This window comes from Nocardia africana NBRC 100379 (assembly GCF_001612635.1).
Lineage (GTDB): Bacteria > Actinomycetota > Actinomycetes > Mycobacteriales > Mycobacteriaceae > Nocardia > Nocardia africana.
On sequence record NZ_BDAV01000013.1, the window covers coordinates 190,165 to 210,267 of the forward strand.

Sequence of the window (20,103 nt, forward strand, 5' to 3'; positions counted from 1 at the left end):
GGCGGATGCTCGCCGCGGCGGCCGCGGCCGTGGTGTTCATCGTCACCGGCTTCGGCTGGCACAGCGTGGATTCCTTGATCTCCGGTATCGAGCGAATCGGCAATCTGGGCCTGGGCGGCGGCCACGACGGTGCGGTCGACATTCTGATGGTCGGCATCGACAGCCGCACCGACGCGCACGGCAATCCGCTCAACGACCGGGAACGGGCCATGCTGCACGCCGGCGACGAGGTCGGCACCAATACCGACACCATCGTGCTGGTCCGGGTGCCCAACGACGGCCGTTCGGCGACCGCGATCTCGATTCCGCGCGACTCCTACGTCGACATTCCCGGTATCGGCAAGGGCAAAATCAACTCCGCCTACGGCGCGACCAAGGAGAACGCCCGGCAGAAATACGCGGCGCAGGGTCTGTCGGACTCCCAGATCGAGCAGAAGTCCACCCAGGCCGGCCGGCAGGCGCTGATCAAGTCGGTCGCCAATCTCACCGGGGTCACCGTCGACCATTACGCCGAGGTGGGATTGCTCGGATTCGTGCTGCTGACGAATGCCGTCGGCGGCGTGGACGTATGCCTGAACAACGCGGTGGACGAACCGCTCTCGGGTGCGGATTTCCCTGCCGGACAGCAGCGGCTCGACGGGGCGCAGGCACTGAGTTTCGTGCGCCAGCGCCACGATCTGCCGCGCGGCGATCTGGACCGGATCGTGCGTCAGCAGGTGTTCATGGCCTCGCTGGTGAACAAGGCACTCAACGCGCGCATCCTCGCCAATCCGGGGAAGTTGCGTGAGCTCGCCGATGCCGTCGGGCGCACGATCGTGCTCGACGAGGACTGGGATGTGGTCGCGTTCATGCATCAGCTACAGGATCTGTCCGGCGGGAAGGTGAATTTCGAGACGATTCCGGTGCAGGATCTGGACGGGACCACCGCAGATGGCGAATCGGTGGTGAAGGTCGACCCGAAATCGGTGAAATCCTTCGTCGCGGCGGCGGTCGGCGCCGGCGTCGACGACCACGACGGCGACCGGGCCGCCGCGCCGAGTTCGGTCACCGCCGACGTCTACAACGCCGGCAGTACCGGCGGTTTGGCCGGCCAGGTCGCGCAGGCTCTGACCGGCAAGGGTTTTCACACCGAAAACGTCGGGAACTGGCCGGGTGCGCCGGTGCGCAGCAGCCGGGTGCTCGCCGCCTCGAGTTCCGATCCCAAGGCCAAGGCGGTCGCCGAGGCGCTCGGCGGCCTGACCGTGGTCGCCGAACCGGATGTGCCGGAGGGCGCGGTGCGCGTGGTACTCGCCGATGACTACTCTGGTCCGGGCTCGGCGGCCGGCAGTCTGTTCGACATGTCGGGAACCTCGCCGGCCTCGGGCACCGCGGCACCGGTGCCGCCCGCGCCTCCCATCGACGCCGGCCAGAACGGACCGAAATGCGTGAACTGAACGACACTCTCACCGATGCCCTGCTCGGCCCGATCCTCGCCCGCGAGCCCGCGGCGCCGCGGATCACCCACTACGACGACAGCACCGGCGCCCGCATCGAACTGTCCGGGCTGACGCTGGCGAACTGGGCGGCCAAGACCGCCAATATGATTCGCGACGAATTCGGCCTCGCCCCGGGCGCACGGGTGTCGGTGCTGCTGCCCGCGCACTGGCAGACCGCCGCGGTCCTGCTCGGCTGCTGGTGGGCGGGCACGGAAGTGGTGCTGCGGCCGGACGCCGACGCCGAACTCGCCCTGGTCTCGGCCGCGCGTATCGACGAGGCCGGTGATATCGCCGAGGTGGCCGCGCTGTCGCTGGATCCGATGGGCATGCCGGTCGCCGATCTGCCGGTCGGCATCACCGATTACGCCACGTCGGTGCGTGCGCACGGCGACCAGTTCCACCCGTCGGGCGCGGGCGCCGCCCTCGACGGCGCCACGGTCGCCGAGACCGTGGCGGCGGCCCGGGCCTCGGCCGAACGGCAGGGGTTTACCGCGAGCGACCGGGTGCTGTCCAGCACCGACTGGGACACCACCGCCGACCTGATCGACGGACTGCTCGCGGTGTACGCGGCCGGGGCCTCGCTGGTGCAGGTGAGCGCCCCGGATCCGGCTCGAGTCGCGCACCGGATCGAGACCGAGCGCGTCACCGCGCGGCGGTCCTGATCTCCTACCCGGGTAGGGCACGACGATCCACCCGCAGTCCGTTTTCGGCTCGCCCGCTACTCCGTAGTGTGGGGGTCAGGGAACCGGACGACGAACGGGGATGGCGATGAAGCCGCAGTACTGGTTTCGGTGGTTGGTGGTGCAGGGCACGCCGCGGCTGGTCTTGAAGACCTACGCCCGGCGCGGCGAAACCGTGGCACAACTGATGTCCAGCCCCGAGGCGCTCCAGGATCCGATACCACTGCTGGAATCCCTGCGCGCGCAGGGACGGCTGGTGCACTCCCCCCTCGGCTGGGCGACCACCGATTACGAGCTGGTGCGTACCGTGCTGCGCGACTCCACCTTCACGGTCGCGGCGGCCGAGGGTTTCGTGCCCGGACCGCTGCGTCCGCTGATGGATCTGGCGACGCTGCCGCCCAATCCGGTGCAGCCGCCGTCGATGCTGGTGATCGATCCGCCCGACCACACCCGGATGCGTAAGCCGGTGGCCTCGGCATTCACTCCGCGTGCGATCGCCCGGCTGCGCGAGCGCGTCGAATCGGTGACCACGGAACTGCTCGACGCCCTGCCCTCCGGCGGTTCGGCGGATCTGGTGGCCGACTTCGCCTCCCAGGTGCCGATCGCGATCATCTCCGAAATGCTGGGCTTCCCCGACGCCGACCGGGACCACTTCCTGGCCTGGGGCGACGCCGTCTCGCCGATGCTCGACATCGGCATCAGCTGGCGCACCACCCGCGACGCCTCGGCGGCCATTGTGGAAATGGACCACTACCTCGACGCGCACATCGCGCGGCTGCGCCGCGAGCCGGGTGAGGACATCCTGTCCGGCCTGGTGAGTTCCGGCACCCTGGACGACACCGAGTTGAAGGCCTCCGCGACGCTGCTGATGGGCGCCGGATTCGAGACCACGGTCAATCTGATCAGCAACGGCGTCGTCCAGCTGGTGAACCATCGCGATCAGCTGGACCTGCTGCGCGAGGATCCGCAGCTGTGGCCCAACGCGATCGAGGAGATCCTGCGCTTCGACGCCCCGGTGCAGAACACCGGCCGCATCGCCGGGCGCGATGTGGAGCTGGGCGGTATCACCGTGCACCGGGGCAGCACGGTGGTGCTGTCACTCTCGGGCGCCAACCGCGACCCGAAGGTGTTCGCCGAACCGCACCGCTTCGACGTCACGCGTGCCAACGCCAAGGATCATCTGACGTTCTCCAGCGGCATCCACGCCTGCCTGGGCGCCAGCCTGGCCCGGATGGAGGGCACATACGCGCTGCGGTCGCTGTTCGAGCGTTTCCCGAATCTCGTGCTGGCCGGTCGCCCGCAGCGCCGGCCGCTGTTCACCCTGCACGGCTACAGCCGGTTGCCGGTGCTGCTCGGTAAGCGCGCCGAACAGCCCAGCGGCGTCTGAGCCGGCTCAGCTGAAGCCGACCGCCTGGTCACCCCAGGCGGTGTGCAGATCGTGATCGGGATCGTCGATGACCCGGTCCACGGCGTCGACAACCAGTGTCGTGCGGGTGGATTCGCGGTAGGGCGGCCAATGCTTCGAGCCGTCCAGCGCCGCGGGCACCCCGTGCTCGGCGAAGGCCAGCCAGCGCCGCATCATCCGGCCCGAGACCTCGCTCGCGACCTTGCGACCGCCCAGCCAGAAGGTCGGGTCGTGATCGAAGGAGCCGAAATTGCCGAAGATGTACGGCAATTCGGTGGCGTGGCCGGCGCCCACGCGCGCCGCCTTCAGCATCGGCGTGGCCTGATCGAAGCGGTACATCCAGGTGCGGCTGTGCCGGGAATGCGCATCGGCGACCCAGTGCGCCGGCATCCGGAACGCCGCATCGGTCGACATCGCCAGCGCGCCGCGCGTCTTGGCCAGATCCGGGTAGGCGGAGGTGATTTCGGCGATCCGCTCGTGCGACAGCCCGGGGTGTTCCCCCGCGACGGCGTTGAGCATCGCGTTCACCGCATCCGGTGTGACCGGCATGATCGGCGAGCGGAACAGCCGGAACAGCGACGCCTCGTCCTTGTTGGTCCCGATGATCAGCGGTACGCGATGCGAGCGGCCCTGCTGGAAGCGGTCGGTCGGATAGGTGGGCAGCAGATCACCGTCCACCACCGGCGCCGCGGCCAGGCGCCCGGGCGACTGCAGCGGCACCTCGTCCAGCAGGATGCCGGCCGCGTCCACGATCCGCTCGATGGGGCATTCCAGCAGTTCCCCGGCACGTTCGGGCGGCAGATCCATCAATTCCAGGAAACGGCTCGCCACCCCGGCGGCCCGATCGGGGCCGAAGACGGTGGTAGCGGGTGGACTCTGCGCGATGGCGCGATGGAACAGGCCCGCGGCCCGCGGCGAGGTCAGCAGCGCGGTGACGCATCCCGCGCCGGAGGATTCGCCGAAGACCGTGACGTTGCCCGGATCACCGCCGAAGGCGGCGGCATTGTCGCGCACCCATTCCAGGGCCGCTATCTGATCGTGCAGGCCGAGGTTGGCGACGAACCCGTCGCCCAGCGAGGACAGATCGAGGAAGCCGAGTGCGCCGAGCCGATAGTTGACCGCGACGATCACCACGTCGCCCATCTCGACCATCCGGCAGCCGTCGTAGATCGCCTGGGCCGCCGTGCCCAGACAGTAGGCGCCGCCGTGCAGCCAGACCATCACCGGACGCGGCTGCACCGGTTGGGCGGCCGGTGCCCACACGTTGACCCACAGGCAGTCCTCGCCCATGCGCAGCCCCGAGTCCACGGGCACCATATCGCCCATGGTCTGCGGCGCGATCTCGCCGAATTCGGTGCAGTCACGCACTCCCGACCAGGGTTCGGGCGGTTCCGGCCGCGCGAACCGCTTCGGGCCCGCGGGTGCCGCGGCGTAGGGGATACTGCGCCACGCGTGAACCGATCCCGTGCGGAATCCGCGTACCGCACCGCTGGTCGTGTGGGCGACGGGTCCGGCAGTGTCCTCGACCGGAGTCGCCTCGAAGAATTGAGTGCTCATCTCGCACCTCCTCGTACTCCCTGTAACCGAGAGTACGTCCGAGATCATTCGTACCGCGTCAGCCTCGATCGATGTGGCCGAGGTCGCGGGCGGGATCGATGCGGTCGCGCACGCGCTGTTTCAGCCCGGCGATATCCGGGAAGCCGCCGTCGGCTCGACGCTCCCAGATCTGCTCACCGTCCACGGTGATCCGGAAGACGCCGCCGGTTCCGGGAACCAGTGCCACCTCATCGAGGTCGGTGCCGAAGGTGTTCAGCAATTCCTGAGCCATCCATCCGGCCCGTAGCAACCACCGGCATTGCGTGCAGTATTCGATCGCGATTCGCGCCATGCGGTGACCCTACTGAGGGCCCGGATTCCCGGTAGTCACCGCGCGGCTGTCCACGTTAACGGCAACTCCTTCGCTATCTATTCTAATCGGAAATGTATTCCCATTATGGTAATGGGAGACCACTGGGAACTTTTTACGAGCCGGTTACGATTCGATATCTCCGTCGACGTAGACCCACCGGCCGTCGACTCGGGCAAACCTGCTGCACTCGGAGAGCACGCCGCGCCTGCCGTCGTATCGGTAGGTGGCGCGGAATTCGACCACTCCGGTGTCGTCGAACAGGCCGCCCGCTTCGGTGCCGAAGACCTGCAGCGATATCCAGCGCTGCGCGGGATCCAGTACCAGCCGGCGCGGCCGGGTCCGCGGATGCCACGTCCGCAGCAGATAGTCGCGATCGCCGACGGCGAAGGCGGTGTAGCGCGAACGCATCAGCGCCTCGGCGGTCGGCGCCGGGCGGGTGCCGTCCAGGCGCGGGCCGCAGCACTGCCCGAACTCGTCGCCGCTACCGCACGGACAGCGGTCGGTGTCGTCCGGACGCTCGGGAAAGGTGTCGGCCATCGGACGATTATCGCCGCCGGCGATTCACCTGTTCCGGCGGCGGCCGAAGACGGCCGGCACATCCGCTCGGCCGATGCGGTCGAGTTCCTCGGCCAGCCGGGCGGTTTCGCCGTACCAGTCACGCAGTTCGTGCAGGGTCGGCGCGGGTTCGGAATCGAGGTGATGCCCGGCCCGCGACAGCGTCGCCCACAATCCGGCGACCCGGCCCGCGACGTCGGGGCCGGCGCAGCTGTCCAGCGCCAGTAGCTGGGCGCGCATACTGCACCGGGCCAGGGGCGGCGACACCCGCGCCCACAGCCGGTCCACCGACTGCTCCAGCGCGATCCGCAGGATCCACACGGTCGCCCGCGACCACAGGCCGCCCGCGTCGGTGACCGTGCCGTCGAGCAGTTCCGCGGCCGCCGCCAGGCGTTGCGCCACGGTCGGGCTCACGGATTCAGCCATGTCACGAATCTCTTCGTCCCAGAGATCACATCGCCCGAGCGGCGCTGGATGCGGATGTGCGCTCCGGCGGTGGCATCGCGCACGACCGCGCGCGCCCACGGCGCCTCCCGGTCGAGATAGTCGTTGAGATCATCGACCCGGTCCGGGACACCGAAGACCGCGAGAGCGACCGTCTCCCAGGTGGTCCGGGCCCGATCGACGCGGCGCTGCACCTCGCGGTGATCGATCCCGGCGGCCAGCAGTTCCCGCCGGGCGCGGGCCAATGCGGCCGCCTCGATCGCCGATCGGCAGCAGGTGATGACCAGTTCGGTCGCGATCGGCTTGGGCAGCTGCCTGGTGCGTAGCAGGGCCCGGGCGTCGGCGAGATAGCGCTGCACCGGATCCTCGACCGCGCGCACCTCGACCCGCGAGTGTTCACGCCGCTGCACATCGAGAACCGTTGCGTCCAAACGCAACCGGCGCACCGCCTCGGCCAGCCGCTCGTCGTGGGTGAACACGATCACCTGGCGTCCGCTGCGCGCCACCGCGGCCAGCACGCGGGCGAGTCCGTCGACCTTCGCCGGGTCCATCGCCTGTACCGGGTCGTCGATCATGACGAATCCGAACGGACTTTCGGCCACCGTGGCCCGCGGCAGGAACAGGGCCAGGCCCAACGCGTGCAGTTCGCCCTGGCTCATCACTCCGAGCGCGGCGGCGCCGGAGTCGTCCACGGTGACGTCGAGCAGCACCTTGCGACTGGCGCCGGCGTTGCCCTGCAGGCGAATCGCGCCGAGATCCACATTGCTGCGCTGGCGCAATCCGCCCCAGATGCGCCGGGCGTGCTCGGCCAGCGGGGCGAGGCGTTCGTCGCGCAGGCCGGCGGCGGCCGACTTCAGCCAGTCCTCGGCGCGGCGGACGGTACGCAGCTCGGCCTCGGCCGCGGCCACCAGCCGCGCCTCGTGCAACCAGGTGGCGATGCGCGGGACCAGCGGCGTCCACACCGCATCGATGCGATCGAGTTCCTTGTGCACGGCTCGCTGCAACACGTCCAGCCGCACGGCGAGTTCGGCGTGCGCGCCGCGCATCCGGGCCGCCAGCGTGGCGCCCGCTTCTACCTCGAGCAAGGCGGACCAGGCTGTCCAGGCACGATGCGCGTCCACGGGATCGATATTGGGTGCGGCGATGGTCGATTCCAGTTCCGGCGGCACGGGTTCGATCAGCGCCCGAGCCGCGGCGATCGCCTCGCCCAGCGCCCCCCGGGCGGCGGTCAGGACGGCGGCGCGCCGCTCGACGGCCTCGATCCGGGCCGTCGCCTCGCGCCGCCACCGCGAATCGAGCCGGCCGTGGCCACAGACCGGACAGGGGCATTCGCCGTCCTCGGTGTGGTCGCGGGCGCCACGCAGCAGTTCGACCACGCGGAGTTCGGCTTCCAGGTCGCCGGTCGCCAGGTCCAGCAGTTCGGCGGTGCTCCGCTCCACCGCCTCGGCGGCGGCCTCGACCTGGGCGGGAGCCGGGATGCGCAGCCGTGCGACGGCCTGCAGTGCCGCGACGCCGCCGGGGTCGTGGCGGGCGCCGGCGAGTTCGTGGGCGATCGCGGACAGGTCCGGTGTGGGTGCGCGCAGCATGTCGGCGACGTGCTCGGCGCGCTCGTCGGCGACGGTGCTCAGTTCGTCCAGCAGGGCCTGCCGGCCGTCCCGGGACTGTTTCGCGGCGCGTTCCAATTCGATTCGGCGCGTGCGGGTCCGGTCCAGGGCGGCACTGATGTCGTCGAGCCCGAGCAGCCGATGCAGGGCGTCGAACAGGTCGCTGGGGCGGCCGTCGACCACCGCGCCGAGTTCGCTGTAGGACAGGAACGGCCGATACAGCTCCAGGGCGCGCGCCCAGTCCTGCGGCCGGAATTCGGCACTGTCGCTGCCGTTTTCGCGCTGCGTCCAGCTACCTCCGGCCAGGTCGTCACCGTCCGCCCAGGTGCGTTCGATCGTGAACGGGCCGCGTTCCTGCGCGATCAGATCGATCGCGATCCGGGGAGCCTTCTCGCAGTGCATATTCCGCCAGCCGTCGCGCCAGACCGCGGATCTGCCCTCCCAGCGCCGGTTGACGCCGGTGAGTGCCAGTTCCGTGGCCTCGGCGAAACTCGACTTGCCCGACCCGTTGCGACCGACCACCAGCGTCAGACCGGGTCCGGGCGCGATGCGCAGGACGGCCTCACGACCGATTCCGCGGAAGCCACGGACGCGGATGGCACGCAGGAACACTCCGGACCGCGGCCCGGCGCCGCCCGCCTCGGCGGACTCCCCCAGCGCCGCCAGCACCGTCTGCGCTACCTCCGGGCTCACCGACGAATCCGCCTGCAGCCGAGCCGAAACCAGGTCTCGTAGTCGCGGCGCGACCTCCCCCTGCTCTTGCCCCACTACCCCTCCCGGCCCTCGCGCACGACTCGTCGTCGCGAACGCTACCGGAGAACCGGCCCGGGCGGGACGCATGGCCATCGAGCGGTCGAACCGCCCGATGTCCACCCCTCGGCCGTCCCGGCCGGGCAGTTCCACGGGTTACACCCCTGACGGGTGGCTCGGTTCAACCGAACAGGTCAGAATGCCAGAGATCACGATCATTCACAACAGTGCTTGATCCTGCAATCACATTCCGCGCCAGGGCAATTCATCTCGCAATCCATGAGCGAACCCGGTTGCGACCGCCCGGCCGGCGGCTCCGCCAACCGGCCGCGCGATGTTGTCGGTGGGGTCGGGTACAAATCCGGGGGTACCGAACGAACGGGGGAACACGTGACGACCTCTCCGGCCGCGACCTATGCCGTCACCGCCGACAATGTGCTGGCCCTGGCGCCCGACGCCGCGTCGGTGAGCGCCGCCCGCAAGCTCACCACCGCATGGCTGGGCACCGGCGTCCACGGCAGCGCGCTGTGGGGGCGGTGCAAGGGCAGTGGAGCGACGCCATATCAGACGATCGTCGATCTGTCGGGGCCCGCCTATCGCTGCTCGTGCCCCAGCCGGAAATTTCCCTGCAAACATGCGCTGTCGCTGTTACTGCTCTGGTCGCAAGGCACCGTCGCGGCGGCCGACGCCCCCGCCGACTTCGCGGCCGAGTGGCTGGCGGGCCGGGCCGAACGGGCCGCGAAACCGGCCGAGCCGGCGACGCGCGCGACCAAACAGTCGACGCTCGACCAACGACGGGCGCGAGTGACCGCCGGACTCGACGATCTCGACGTGTGGCTCAGCGACCAGATCCGTACCGGCCTGGCCCAGGCCGACCATTCCGCGGCGGCCCTGGAGGCCGTGGCCGCCCGCATGGTGGATTCACAGGCGCCGGGGGTGGCGGCAGCATTGCGGCAACTGCCGCGCCGCACCCTCGGCGTCGAACAGTGGCCGGCGATTCTGCTCAGCGAATACGCCCGGTTGCATCTGCTGATCGGTGCGCACCGGCGGCTCGACGAACTGCCGCCCGCGCTGGCTGCGGGCGTGCGCGCCCATATCGGCTATCCGGCCAAGGCCGAGGAGGTCCGCGGCGGCGAGCCCGCGGTCCGCGACCGGTGGATGGTGCTCGGGGTGCGGATCACCGAGGAGGAACGGGTCTTCACCCGCCGCACTCTGCTGCTGGGCCGGGACACACAACGCTGGGCCCATGTCCTCGACCACAGCTTCGGCAGTGCGAGTTTCGCCGGCGAGCTGCCGATTCCGGGCACCATGGTCGAGGCGGACCTGCACTACTACCCGGGGGCGATGCCGCTGCGCGCGGTCTGGGGCGTACGCCACGGCGAACCGGAACCGTTCACCACCATCGTGTCGGAGTCCGCGTCCATCGCCGGACAGCTCGAGGCCCACGCGCGGGCATTGGGCGCCGATCCGTGGTTGCGTGGGTGGCCGATGCTGCTGGCGGACGTGGTCCCCAGCCCGGGAACGGCCGGCTGGTATCTCGCCGAGCCGGACGGCACAGCGGTGCCCATCGCCGCGACCGTCGAGGTCCCGTGGCAGTTGATCGGACTGTCGGGCGGTCATCCGTTGACGGTGATCGGTGAATGGACCGCGGCCGGATTCGTTCCCGTCTCGGCTCTGGTGGCCGGCGAACTCGTCGGGGTCGAGACCGAATCGCTCGAGGCGATACCGACCCCTGGTACCGCGGTCCCGGCCTCGTCGGAGACGATCGTGCCGGTTGCGCTGCTGGGAACGGCCCGGCGCACGCTCGAGCCGAGCGGGCCGGCCGCCGCGGTGAGCGCAGCCGCTCGCGCCGACACTCCCGAACACGCCGTGCTGGGGGCGGCGGCGCTGCAGGAGCTCTATCACCGCGGCGGGGTGCCACCGGTCCGGGCCGAGTTGCCGGGCCCGGCCGCCGACGACGATCGCGCCCAGTTGCCGCGGGCAGCGGCGCAGCGGCTGCGACACCTGCTGGCGGACGGCTCACCGATGCTCGCGGAATGGTTCGAGGCCGCGCTGCCCGGCGACCGGCGCGCACCCGACGCACTCTGCGCCACGCTTCTCGAGGCCGCGAGAAGCCAAGCCGCCCTGCGGGTTCCGCTGCTGCGCCTGGCGGGCGCCCGGGGCCGGTGGCTGGCGGCGCTGCATCCCCGCTGGCGACCGTTGCTGCGGACCGGTGACGACGATCCCCAGGTGTGGACGCACGGCCGGCCCGCCGAACGCCGGAGCTGGCTGGCCGCGCTGCGCGCCCGCGACGCCGCGGCCGCCCGGCACGCCCTCACCGACACCTGGAGCCGGGAGCCGGCGCGCGGCCGGGCCGAACTGCTGGCGGTGCTGGCGGCCGGAGTCGGACCCGAGGACGAGCCGCTGCTCGAATCGGCCCTCGACGACGCGCGGCCCGAAGTTCGCCGCACGGCCGCCGATCTCCTCGCCCACCTGCCGGATTCGGCGTTCGCGGAACGGATGCGTGAGCGCGCCGGCCGGTGGCTGACCGTCCGGTCCGGCCGGCTCGAGGCGCACCTGCCGCGCGATCTCGACGACGCGGCTCGCCGCGACGGACTCGCCGACCGGCTCGACCCGGTGGCCTACCGCCGCGACGGTGGGGCGGACGTGGATGCCGAACGGCTGCGCCGACTGATGGCCGCCACCCCGCTGCGACATTGGGAACAGCTGTGCGGCTCCGCGGAGGCCGCCACGGCGCTGCGGCTGCCCGACGACATCCTCGGACCGGTCGCCGCGGGGTGGGCGGAAGCCGCTCTCGCGCAGGGTGATTCCGACTGGGCGATTCCGTTGTTCGAGGTGCTGACCACCACGCCCACCCTGGGTGCGGATCCGCGACTGCGACAGCAGTTGTTCGCCCTGCTGCCGATCGACCGGCGGGTGCGGTACCTGTGCGGCCTGGACAGCAGTTGGCTGGCCGAACTCGAACTGCTCGTCTCGGCGCTCCCGCGGCCGTGGCCACAGTCGCTGGCCGAACACCTGGTCCGGCTGCTGCTCGATCGCGCCCATCTGGCCGCCGCCCGTCCCGGCGCGGCCGGGCTGTCCCCCGCCTCCTATCGCACGCTGCTGCGCAGTGCCGCGATCAACTTCCCGGTCCGCGCCGTCGCGGCGGTGACCGTCGCCGCCCGCCGCTGCGCGGACCCGTACTGGCAGAGCGCCTTCGACCGCCTCGCCGACGATCTGACCCAACGCACCCTGATGCTCGAGGAGCTGGCATGACCACCACCCAGAACCCACCCGCCGACCTGCTGCGCCCCCATGCCGAACAGGCCTACGCCGACGAACTCCGAGCCCTCGCCGCCGTCGACGACCGCCCGCGGCCACCGTCGTGGCGGCTGTCGCCCTGGGCCGTGGTCACCTACCTGCTCGGCGACACCCTGCCCGACGGCACGGTGATCACCCCCAAGTACGTGGGCCCGCGACGCCTGATGGAGGTGGCGGTCGCCACGCTGGCGACCGATCGCGCGCTGTTGCTGCTGGGCGTACCGGGTACCGCGAAAACATGGGTGTCGGAACATCTTTCGGCCGCCATCAGCGGCGCCTCCACCCTGCTGGTACAGGGGACGTCCGGAACCGCCGAGGAGGCGATCCGGTACGGCTGGAACTACGCGCGCCTGCTCGCGGAAGGGCCCAGCGCCGGCGCGCTGGTGCCCTCGCCGGTCATGACCGCGATGCGCACCGGTGCGATCGCCCGGGTCGAGGAGCTCACCCGCATTCCCTCCGACGTGCAGGACGCACTGATCACGGTGCTGTCGGAGAAGACGCTGCCGGTGCCCGAACTCGGTATCGAGGTGCAGGCGGCCAAGGGCTTCAATGTCATCGCCACCGCCAACGACCGCGACCGCGGCGTCAACGAACTCTCCTCCGCGCTGCGCCGCCGGTTCAACACCGTGGTGCTGCCGCTGCCGGCGGGTGAGGACGACGAGGTCGCGATCGTCACCCGGCGGGTCGAACAGCTCGGCGCCGCACTGCAATTGCCGCCGATTCCGGCCGCCGCCGAAGAAGTGCGGCGGGTGGTGCGGGTGTTCCGCGAACTGCGCTCCGGCATCACCGAGGACGGCCGGACCAAATTGAAGTCGCCGTCGGGCACATTGTCGACGGCGGAGGCGATTTCGGTGCTCACCAACGGCATCGCGCTCGCGGCGCACTTCGGCGACGGGGTGTTGCGCGCGAGCGATGTCGCCGGAGCCGTACTCGGCGCCGTGATCAAGGATCCGGTCGCCGATGCCGTCGTGTGGACCGAGTACCTCGAGGCCGTCGTCCGCGAACGGCCCGACTGGTCCGACTTCTACCGCGCCTGCCGTGAGGTGCACGGATGAGCGGCGACGCCGTCGCGTTCGACGAACCGCGGACCCGCATCTTCGGCATCCGCCACCACGGTCCCGGGTCGGCGCGCTCGCTGTCCTGGGCGCTGGAGCGTTTCCGCCCGGATGCGATCCTCATCGAAGGACCGGCCGACGCCGATCCGCTCGTCGCCTATGTCGGCGCCGAGGGCATGGAACCGCCGGTGGCACTGCTGGCCTATGCCCCGAACGACCCCTCGCGGGCGGCCTTCTGGCCGTTCGCGGTGTTCTCCCCGGAGTGGCAGGCGCTGCGGTACGCGTCCGAACACGCTGTGCCCGTGAGCTTCTGCGATCTTCCGGCCGCCAACACCCTCGCTCTCGACACCGAGCCGGGCGACAGCGGTGATCCGCTGGCCGCTCTGGCCACCGCGGGTGGGTACGACGATCCGGAGCGGTGGTGGGACGCCGTCATCGAATCCTCGTCGGATCCCAGCGGCGACGGCACCGAGATCTTCGACGCCATCACCGAGGCCATGGGCGCACTGCGCGCCGCGGCCGGGGACGGGCCCGTACCCGCGGGGTCGGGCACCGATCCCGGAGCCGAGGAGGCCGCGCCTTCCACCCAGCATCGGGACGCCGGAAGCCCGGGCGACGATGCGGGAGATGCTGCGCCACAACCGGATTCGTCCGCACCCTCGGCGCGCCTGCCCGGCGGCATCGACCTGCGTACTCTGCAGCGCGAAGCATATATGCGGCAGGTCATACGCCGGACGCTGAAGAGCGGCGCGCGCCGCATCGCGGTGGTGTGCGGGGCGTGGCATGCGCCGGCGCTGGCGGGGACACTCGGTCCGGCCGCGGCAGATTCCCGGCTGCTCAAGGGACTTCCCAAGGTGAAGGCCACGCTGACCTGGGTACCGTGGACCCACTCCCGGCTGGCCGGCTCGTCCGGATACGGCGCGGGCATCACCTCACCCGGCTGGTATCACCACCTGTTCACCCGGACCGACGAACCGATCGCACGCTGGTTCACCCGGGTGGCCGGTGCGCTGCGCGCCCGTGACCTGCCGGTCTCCAGTGCGCACATCATCGAGTCGGTGCGACTGGCCGATACCCTGGCCGCGCTGCGCGGTCGTCCCGCGCCGGGACTGTCCGAGGTGACCGATGCCACGCGGTCGGTGCTCTGCGACGGCGACGAGTCGATGCTGCGGTTCGTCAGCACCGAACTGGTCGTCGGCGAGGCGCTCGGTTCGGTGCCCGAGAGCACGCCGACCGTCCCGCTGGACGCCGATCTGCGCGCTCAGGCACGCACCCTGCGACTCAAACAGCAGGCCCTGGCCCAGCAGTTGGACCTGGATCTGCGCAAGGACCGCGATGTGGCCAGGTCGCATCTGCTGCATCGGCTGCGACTGCTCGGAATCGACTGGGGCACACCGGTTACCGGCGAGGTGCGCAATACCGGAACCTTCCGGGAATCGTGGGCGCTGCGGTGGGAGCCCGGCCTGTCGGTCGCGGTCATCGAGGCGTCGCGCTGGGGCACGACCATCCGCGCCGCGGCCGAGGCGATGATCCTCGACCGAGCCGGCGCCGCCGACGCCACGGTCGCCGATATCAGCGCGGCCCTGGAAGCCGCGCTGCTGGCCGATCTCGGCGGTGCGGTGGACGGTCTGGTCGCTCGCCTGGAGGCGGTGGCCGCGCTGGATCACGACGTCACCCACCTGCTCGCCGCACTACCGGGGCTGATCCGCACACTGCGCTACGGCGACGTCCGCAGCACCGACCTGGGCGCGCTGGCACGGGTCGCCGACGGCCTGCTCCTGCGCATCTGCGCCGGATTACCCGGCGCCGTCACCGGTCTCGATACCGATGCCGCCACCGAGCTTCGCGGCCTGATCGATGCCACCCACGTCGCCATCGCGACGCGCGACGATGCGCACGCCACCCGGTCCTGGCTGGCGGCCCTCGGCCTGCTGGCCGATCGCGACGACGTGCACGGGGCGCTGGTGGGCCGCGCGGTCCGATTGCTCTGCGATGGCGGAATCATCGCCGACGCCGAGGCCGCGCGGCGGCTGTCGGCGGCCCTGTCGATCGGCCACAGCCCGGCGGAGAAGGCGGCGTGGATCGACGGTTTCCTGGGCGGGCGCGGCCTGTTGCTCGTCCACGACCGAGACCTGTTGCGGCGCATAGATTCCTGGCTGCGCGAGCTCGACGAGGAGCAATTCGTCGCGACCCTGCCGCTGCTGCGGCGCACCTTCGGCGCCTTCGAGGCCGGAGAACGGCAGGCCATCGCCCGAGCCGTCCGGGAGGGAACGCCCGCGGCCGCGCCGCAGCGCGACCACTCCGGGCCCGACGCCGCCCGCGGCGTGCTGGCCCTGCAGGCGGCGACCGAAATTCTCGCGGGCGCACGATGATTCGAGCCGAGAGGAGCCGGTGATGACACAGATCGAATCGGACGAAGTGCAGGCCCGGCGCTGGCGGCTGGTCCTCGGCGCTCCCGCCGAGTCCGGTCTCGGCGGGCTCGGCACCGCCGAGGACGCGGCGATGGACCGGGCGCTGTCGGCGCTCTACAACGGCGACGAACACACGCCGTCGGACAAACGCGCCGCCGGCCTGGGGGGTTCGGCGCCCAAGGTCGCCCGCTGGCTGGGCGATATCCGCACCTACTTCCCGTCGACGGTGGTCGAGGTCATGCAGCGCGACGCCATCGACCGGCTGCAGCTGACGCAACTGCTGCTCGAGCCCGAACTGCTCGAGGCGGTCGAACCCGACGTCCAGCTCGTCGGCACCCTGCTCAGCCTGAACCGGATGATGCCCGAAACCACCCGCGCCACAGCACGAGTCGTGGTGGAGAAGGTGGTGCGCGACATCGAACGCCGGCTCGCCGCACGCACGGTGGCCGCCGTGTCCGGTGCACTGAACCGCGCGGCGCGGGTGTCGCGGCCGCGGCTGCGCGATATCGACTGGGATCGGACGATTCGCCGCAATCTCGCCCACTATCTGCCCGAACACCGCACGGTGGTGCCGCAGCAGCTGGTCGGATACGGGCGCAAGGCGCAGGCGGTGCGGCGTGAGGTGGTGCTCGCGATCGACCAATCGGGGTCCATGGCGGCCAGCGTCGTCTATGCCTCCGTCTTCGGTGCGGTACTCGCCTCGATGCGCTCGCTGAAGACTTCACTGGTGGTCTTCGACACCGCGGTGGTGGATCTCACGGAGCAACTGTCGGATCCGGTGGATGTGCTGTTCGGCACACAGCTCGGCGGCGGGACCGATATCAACCGGGCCATCGCCTACTGCGGGCAACTGATCACCCGGCCGGCCGACACACTGTTCGTCCTGATCTCCGACCTGTACGAGGGCGGAATCCGCGACGAGATGTTGCGGCGGGTCTCGGCGATGAAGGAGGCGGGCGTCCAGGTGCTGGTATTGCTGGCGCTCTCCGACGAGGGCGCCCCGGCCTACGACCACGACAACGCCGCCGCCCTCGCCGCGCTCGGAGTGCCCGCCTTCGCGTGCACTCCCGACCGCTTTCCCGAACTGCTGTCGGTGGCCCTCGACCGCGGCGATGTCGCGACCTGGGCCCGATCACACGCCGGTGGCCGATGAACACCTGAGGGCGCCCGCCCGCACCCGGGCGACGAAAGGGGTTGCCGGGCCGCGATTCTCACGGCCGCCGGAGGCCGCGCCGCGACTACCTGGTGTTCTCGGCGCGGCGCGGGCTTTCACCCCCGCATGGGCCACGCAGATCGGCGGGCCGCGCGCCGGCGCGGAAATCGACGCGATAACTTGGACCGGTGTTGAAGAATTCCGTGGCCACGACGGCAGGAGCATGGCGGGTAGGTGACGGCACTGCGGTGTCATTTCGCGAGGCGGCGGTGGCCTGGGCATTGGCCGCCCATGCCGAACTGGCCGAAACCGCGACCGGATACGGGCATTTCATCACTGTGAACGAGTTGGCCGAACGGATTCAGGACGTGTCCGGGGTGCATACCGAGGCGCCGACGCGCACCTGGATGGCCGCGATTTTGCGGAAGGTCGCGCGACGCTGCCACGGCGCCGGCGAACCACCGCTGACCGCGCTCTGTGTACGCCAGAACCACACCGTCGGCGACGACTACAAGTACGTGCTCGAACTCGCCGGCCTGCCGATTCCCGACGATCTCGAACTGCACGCGGCCTACGCCCGCTGGCAGTGCTATCAGCACTACGGTGCGGAGATGCCCGCCGAGGTCGGCGTTCCGCCGCTGACGCCGAAGGTGGACGCCCGCCGCCGCGGTCGCAGCGCGACCAAAACCGTGGTGGCACAGGAGGAGAAGACCTCCGAGCCGCGCCCGGCAGTGTGCTCGCAGTGCTTCATCCAGCTGCCCGCCGGCGGCGTCTGCCAGTACTGCGTCTGAGTGCGACTCGGCACGGCCGCTGCACGCATGCGCTCAGCGGCCGTGCCCTCGTCACAGATCGGCGATCGCCGCCAGCGGTGGTGTCCGCGCGGCGCGCACCGCCGGCCACAGTGCCGCCAGCACCCCGACCACGGCCGAGCCGATCAGCATGCCCACGATCTGGCCCCACGGCACGGTGATCGTGCTCAACCCCAGATCCGACAGCGTGCGCAGGAATCCGACGCCGAGTCCCAGCCCGAGGACCACCCCGATCACGGCCCCGAAGACCGCGATCAGCATGGATTCGAGATAGATCGTGCGCCGGACCTGTGGGCGCTGCATGCCGACCGCGCGCAGCATGCCGATCTCGCGCCGTCGCTCGACGACCGAGAGGGCGAGCGTGTTCACGATGCCGAGGATCGCGATCACCACCGCCAACGCCAGCAGTCCGTAGAGGATGGCGAGCATGGTGTTGATCTGCTTGCCCTGCGCGCCTTTGAATTCCTCACGGTCCTGCACCTGCACCACCACGTAGGACGCGGTCGCCTTCTCCAGATTGCCCCGCATCGCGGCGACGTCGGCGCCCGGCGCGGCCTTGACCAGCACGATCAGGTCGGTGCGGAACGCCACCGGCATGACCTGGTTGTAGAGGTCCGGCGCGACCACCAGGGGGCCGAGCAGCTGACTGTCGGCGTAGATGCCGGCGACGGTCACCGAGAACTTCTTGTTGTCCACACTGGTGACCTCGACACGGTCGCCCGCGTGCCAATGGCGGTCGCCCGCTTCGGTTTCCGACACCAGCAGGGAGTCGCCGGTGAGGTTGTCGGTGCCGTGGCGGATGTCGTAGCGCAGGACCTGCCCCATCGGCGCGTCCGGCGAGGTGCCGGTGACCTGCTCGTCGCCCACCCGCAGCGCGACTCCGCGGAAGGCCACCACGTCGGACACCCCGGGGACCGAGCGCGCCGCCTCCGCGGCGCCGAGCGGCACCCCGATCATCTGCGGCCCGGCCAGCACGTAGTCGGCGTTCACGCCCTTGTCGACGAGTTCGCCGACGCTCGCCTTCGCCGAGGCGCCGAGCATGCCGATCGCGGAGACCAGCATGAGCCCCAAGGTGAGCGCGAACGCGGTGGCGGCGGTGCGGCGTGGATTGCGCATCGCGTTGTTGCGCGCCATCGCGCCGATCGCACCGAACGGACGCACCAGCAGGCCCAGCGCTCCGACCACCGGACGCGACAGCGCCGGTGAGGCGAAGAGAACCGCGAAGATCAACGCCGCCGCGCCGACTCCGACCGTGGCCGCGGCATTGCCGCCGGTATTGCGGGCCCCGAGCACCACCAGCACCACACCGATCACCGCCAGTACCGCACCGATCAGCGTGCGCACGCGCAGCGATTCGCCCACCGGGGCGAACTCCTCGCGCATCGCCTCCACCGGCGGAATCTTGGCCGCCCGCCGAGCGGGTGCGTAGGCGCTGGCGACCGTCACCACCAGGCCGATGCCGATCGCCGCCAGCACGGTCCGCGGCAACACCTGCATGGTGCCGGTGGGCAGTCCGAGGTCGAAGGCGTTGAGCAGCGCGGACAGCCCGAACGCCAGCCCGATGCCGCCCGCCAGTCCGAGCAGGCTGCCGATCAGGCCGATGACGAAGGCCTCCGCCACCACCGACAAGCCGACCTGCCGCCGTCCGGCGCCGACCGCTCGCAACAGCGCCAGCTCCCGCAATCGCTGCGCCACGATCATCGAGAAGGTGTTGTAGATGATGAACGTGCCGACCAGCAGCGCGATCGCACCGAAGGCGAGCAGGAAGTAGTTGACGAATTTCAGCGCGTTGCCGACCTGAGCCTTCAGATCGGCACGCACCTGATCGCCGTCCATGACCTTGTACTCCGGCGCCACCTTCGCGATCCGGTCGCGCAACGTATCCGGTGAGATGCCCGGCAGGGCGGCCACATCCACGTAGGCGACATGCGCTCCGTCGGTGAACAGTTCCCGGGCCTGCGCGTCGTCGAACAGCAGACCGATGAATCCGCCGGTGTCCGACGACACCGTGTAGATGCCGCTGACGGTCATATCGATGGTGCCGCGGGAGGGGATCAGCACCTTGGCCTTGTCCCCCACGTGCAGTCCGGCCCGGTCCGCCCCACCGGAATTGATCGCGATCTGCCCCGGTGTCACCGGCGCCACCCCGTCGACGAAATGCTCCGGGTCGGCGATCGCCTTGTCGGGCGGCAGATACGACCGTCCCCAACTCGGCGCGCCACCCGTCTGCACCGCATGCCCGTCCTTCAGCAGCACGACAGGTCCCTGCACCGCCGGCGCCACCGCGCGCACGCCGTCGGTCGCGGCGACCTTGGCGACGAGGTCGTTCGGAACACCCAGCGACTGGCTGTGTTTCGGCTCCACCCGCACGTCGACCCCCTTCGCCTGGTCGGCGAAGATGCCGTCGAAGGTGCGTTGCAGGGTGTCGGTGAACACGAAAGAACCTGCGACGAAAGCGGTTCCGAGCACGACCGAGAGCAACGTCAGCGCCAGCCGCACCTTGTGCGCGGCCAGATTGCGCAAGGCCACCTTGCGCATCGGCGATCCAGCCAT

14 protein-coding genes are annotated in these 20,103 nt (G+C 70.5%); 8 read left to right on the forward strand and 6 right to left on the reverse strand.

From position 1 onward, the window contains the following. Nucleotides 1-5 precede the first annotated feature (5 nt). From NA3_RS23980 to NA3_RS23990, 3 genes are all read left to right on the forward strand, one after another. The gene (locus tag NA3_RS23980) at nucleotides 6-1,433 is read left to right on the forward strand and encodes an LCP family protein (protein ID WP_062965904.1); all 1,428 of its coding nucleotides are present in this window, start codon (nucleotides 6-8) and stop codon (nucleotides 1,431-1,433) included. Further along, a complete protein-coding gene (locus NA3_RS23985) occupies nucleotides 1,421-2,137 on the forward strand; it encodes a TIGR03089 family protein (protein WP_062966038.1) in 717 nt (238 codons plus the stop codon). The genes NA3_RS23980 and NA3_RS23985 overlap by 13 nt, the downstream gene beginning before the upstream one ends. A 106-nt stretch (nucleotides 2,138-2,243) precedes the next feature. Continuing rightward, nucleotides 2,244-3,542, forward strand: coding sequence for a cytochrome P450 (locus NA3_RS23990; protein ID WP_062966039.1), 1,299 nt, complete (start codon nucleotides 2,244-2,246; stop codon nucleotides 3,540-3,542). Nucleotides 3,543-3,548: 6 nt separating this feature from the next. On the opposite strand, the gene NA3_RS23995 is transcribed toward NA3_RS23990, so the two are convergent. The 5 genes from NA3_RS23995 to NA3_RS24015 form a co-directional block, all read right to left on the reverse strand. After that, nucleotides 3,549-5,117, reverse strand: coding sequence for a carboxylesterase/lipase family protein (locus NA3_RS23995; RefSeq protein ID WP_062965905.1), 1,569 nt, complete (start codon nucleotides 5,115-5,117; stop codon nucleotides 3,549-3,551). A gap of 58 nt (nucleotides 5,118-5,175) precedes the next feature. Then, nucleotides 5,176-5,448 (reverse strand): Rdx family protein, encoded by a 273-nt coding sequence (locus tag NA3_RS24000; protein WP_062965906.1) that lies wholly within the window; start codon nucleotides 5,446-5,448, stop codon nucleotides 5,176-5,178. Nucleotides 5,449-5,592: 144 nt separating this feature from the next. Further along, entirely contained in the window at nucleotides 5,593-6,006 is a 414-nt protein-coding gene (locus NA3_RS24005) for a YchJ family protein (RefSeq protein WP_062965907.1), read from the reverse strand. 24 nt (nucleotides 6,007-6,030) lie between these two features. Beyond that, the gene (locus NA3_RS24010) at nucleotides 6,031-6,450 is read right to left on the reverse strand and encodes a hypothetical protein (protein WP_062965908.1); all 420 of its coding nucleotides are present in this window, start codon (nucleotides 6,448-6,450) and stop codon (nucleotides 6,031-6,033) included. Next, a complete protein-coding gene (locus tag NA3_RS24015) occupies nucleotides 6,435-8,840 on the reverse strand; it encodes an AAA family ATPase (RefSeq protein ID WP_062965909.1) in 2,406 nt (801 codons plus the stop codon). The genes NA3_RS24010 and NA3_RS24015 overlap by 16 nt, the downstream gene beginning before the upstream one ends. A gap of 372 nt (nucleotides 8,841-9,212) precedes the next feature. On the opposite strand from NA3_RS24015, the gene NA3_RS24020 reads away from it, so the two are divergent. The 5 genes from NA3_RS24020 to NA3_RS24040 all read left to right on the forward strand — a co-directional run bounded on the left by NA3_RS24020 (nucleotide 9,213) and on the right by NA3_RS24040 (nucleotide 17,532). Further along, complete coding sequence (locus tag NA3_RS24020) at nucleotides 9,213-12,077, forward strand: SWIM zinc finger family protein (protein ID WP_063917714.1); 2,865 nt, start codon at nucleotides 9,213-9,215, stop codon at nucleotides 12,075-12,077. Next, complete coding sequence (locus NA3_RS24025; protein WP_062965910.1) at nucleotides 12,074-13,177, forward strand: ATP-binding protein; 1,104 nt, start codon at nucleotides 12,074-12,076, stop codon at nucleotides 13,175-13,177. The genes NA3_RS24020 and NA3_RS24025 overlap by 4 nt, the downstream gene beginning before the upstream one ends. Next, the gene (locus tag NA3_RS24030; RefSeq protein WP_062965911.1) at nucleotides 13,174-15,549 is read left to right on the forward strand and encodes a DUF5682 family protein; all 2,376 of its coding nucleotides are present in this window, start codon (nucleotides 13,174-13,176) and stop codon (nucleotides 15,547-15,549) included. Before NA3_RS24025 ends, NA3_RS24030 begins: the two co-directional genes overlap by 4 nt. A gap of 22 nt (nucleotides 15,550-15,571) precedes the next feature. Then, entirely contained in the window at nucleotides 15,572-16,741 is a 1,170-nt protein-coding gene (locus NA3_RS24035) for a VWA domain-containing protein (protein WP_062965912.1), read from the forward strand. 248 nt (nucleotides 16,742-16,989) lie between these two features. Continuing rightward, nucleotides 16,990-17,532, forward strand: a complete 543-nt coding sequence (locus NA3_RS24040; RefSeq protein WP_062966041.1) for a hypothetical protein — start codon at nucleotides 16,990-16,992, stop codon at nucleotides 17,530-17,532. Nucleotides 17,533-17,583: 51 nt separating this feature from the next. On the opposite strand, the gene NA3_RS24045 is transcribed toward NA3_RS24040, so the two are convergent. Then, nucleotides 17,584-20,103 (reverse strand): ABC transporter permease, encoded by a 2,520-nt coding sequence (locus NA3_RS24045; protein WP_062965913.1) that lies wholly within the window; start codon nucleotides 20,101-20,103, stop codon nucleotides 17,584-17,586.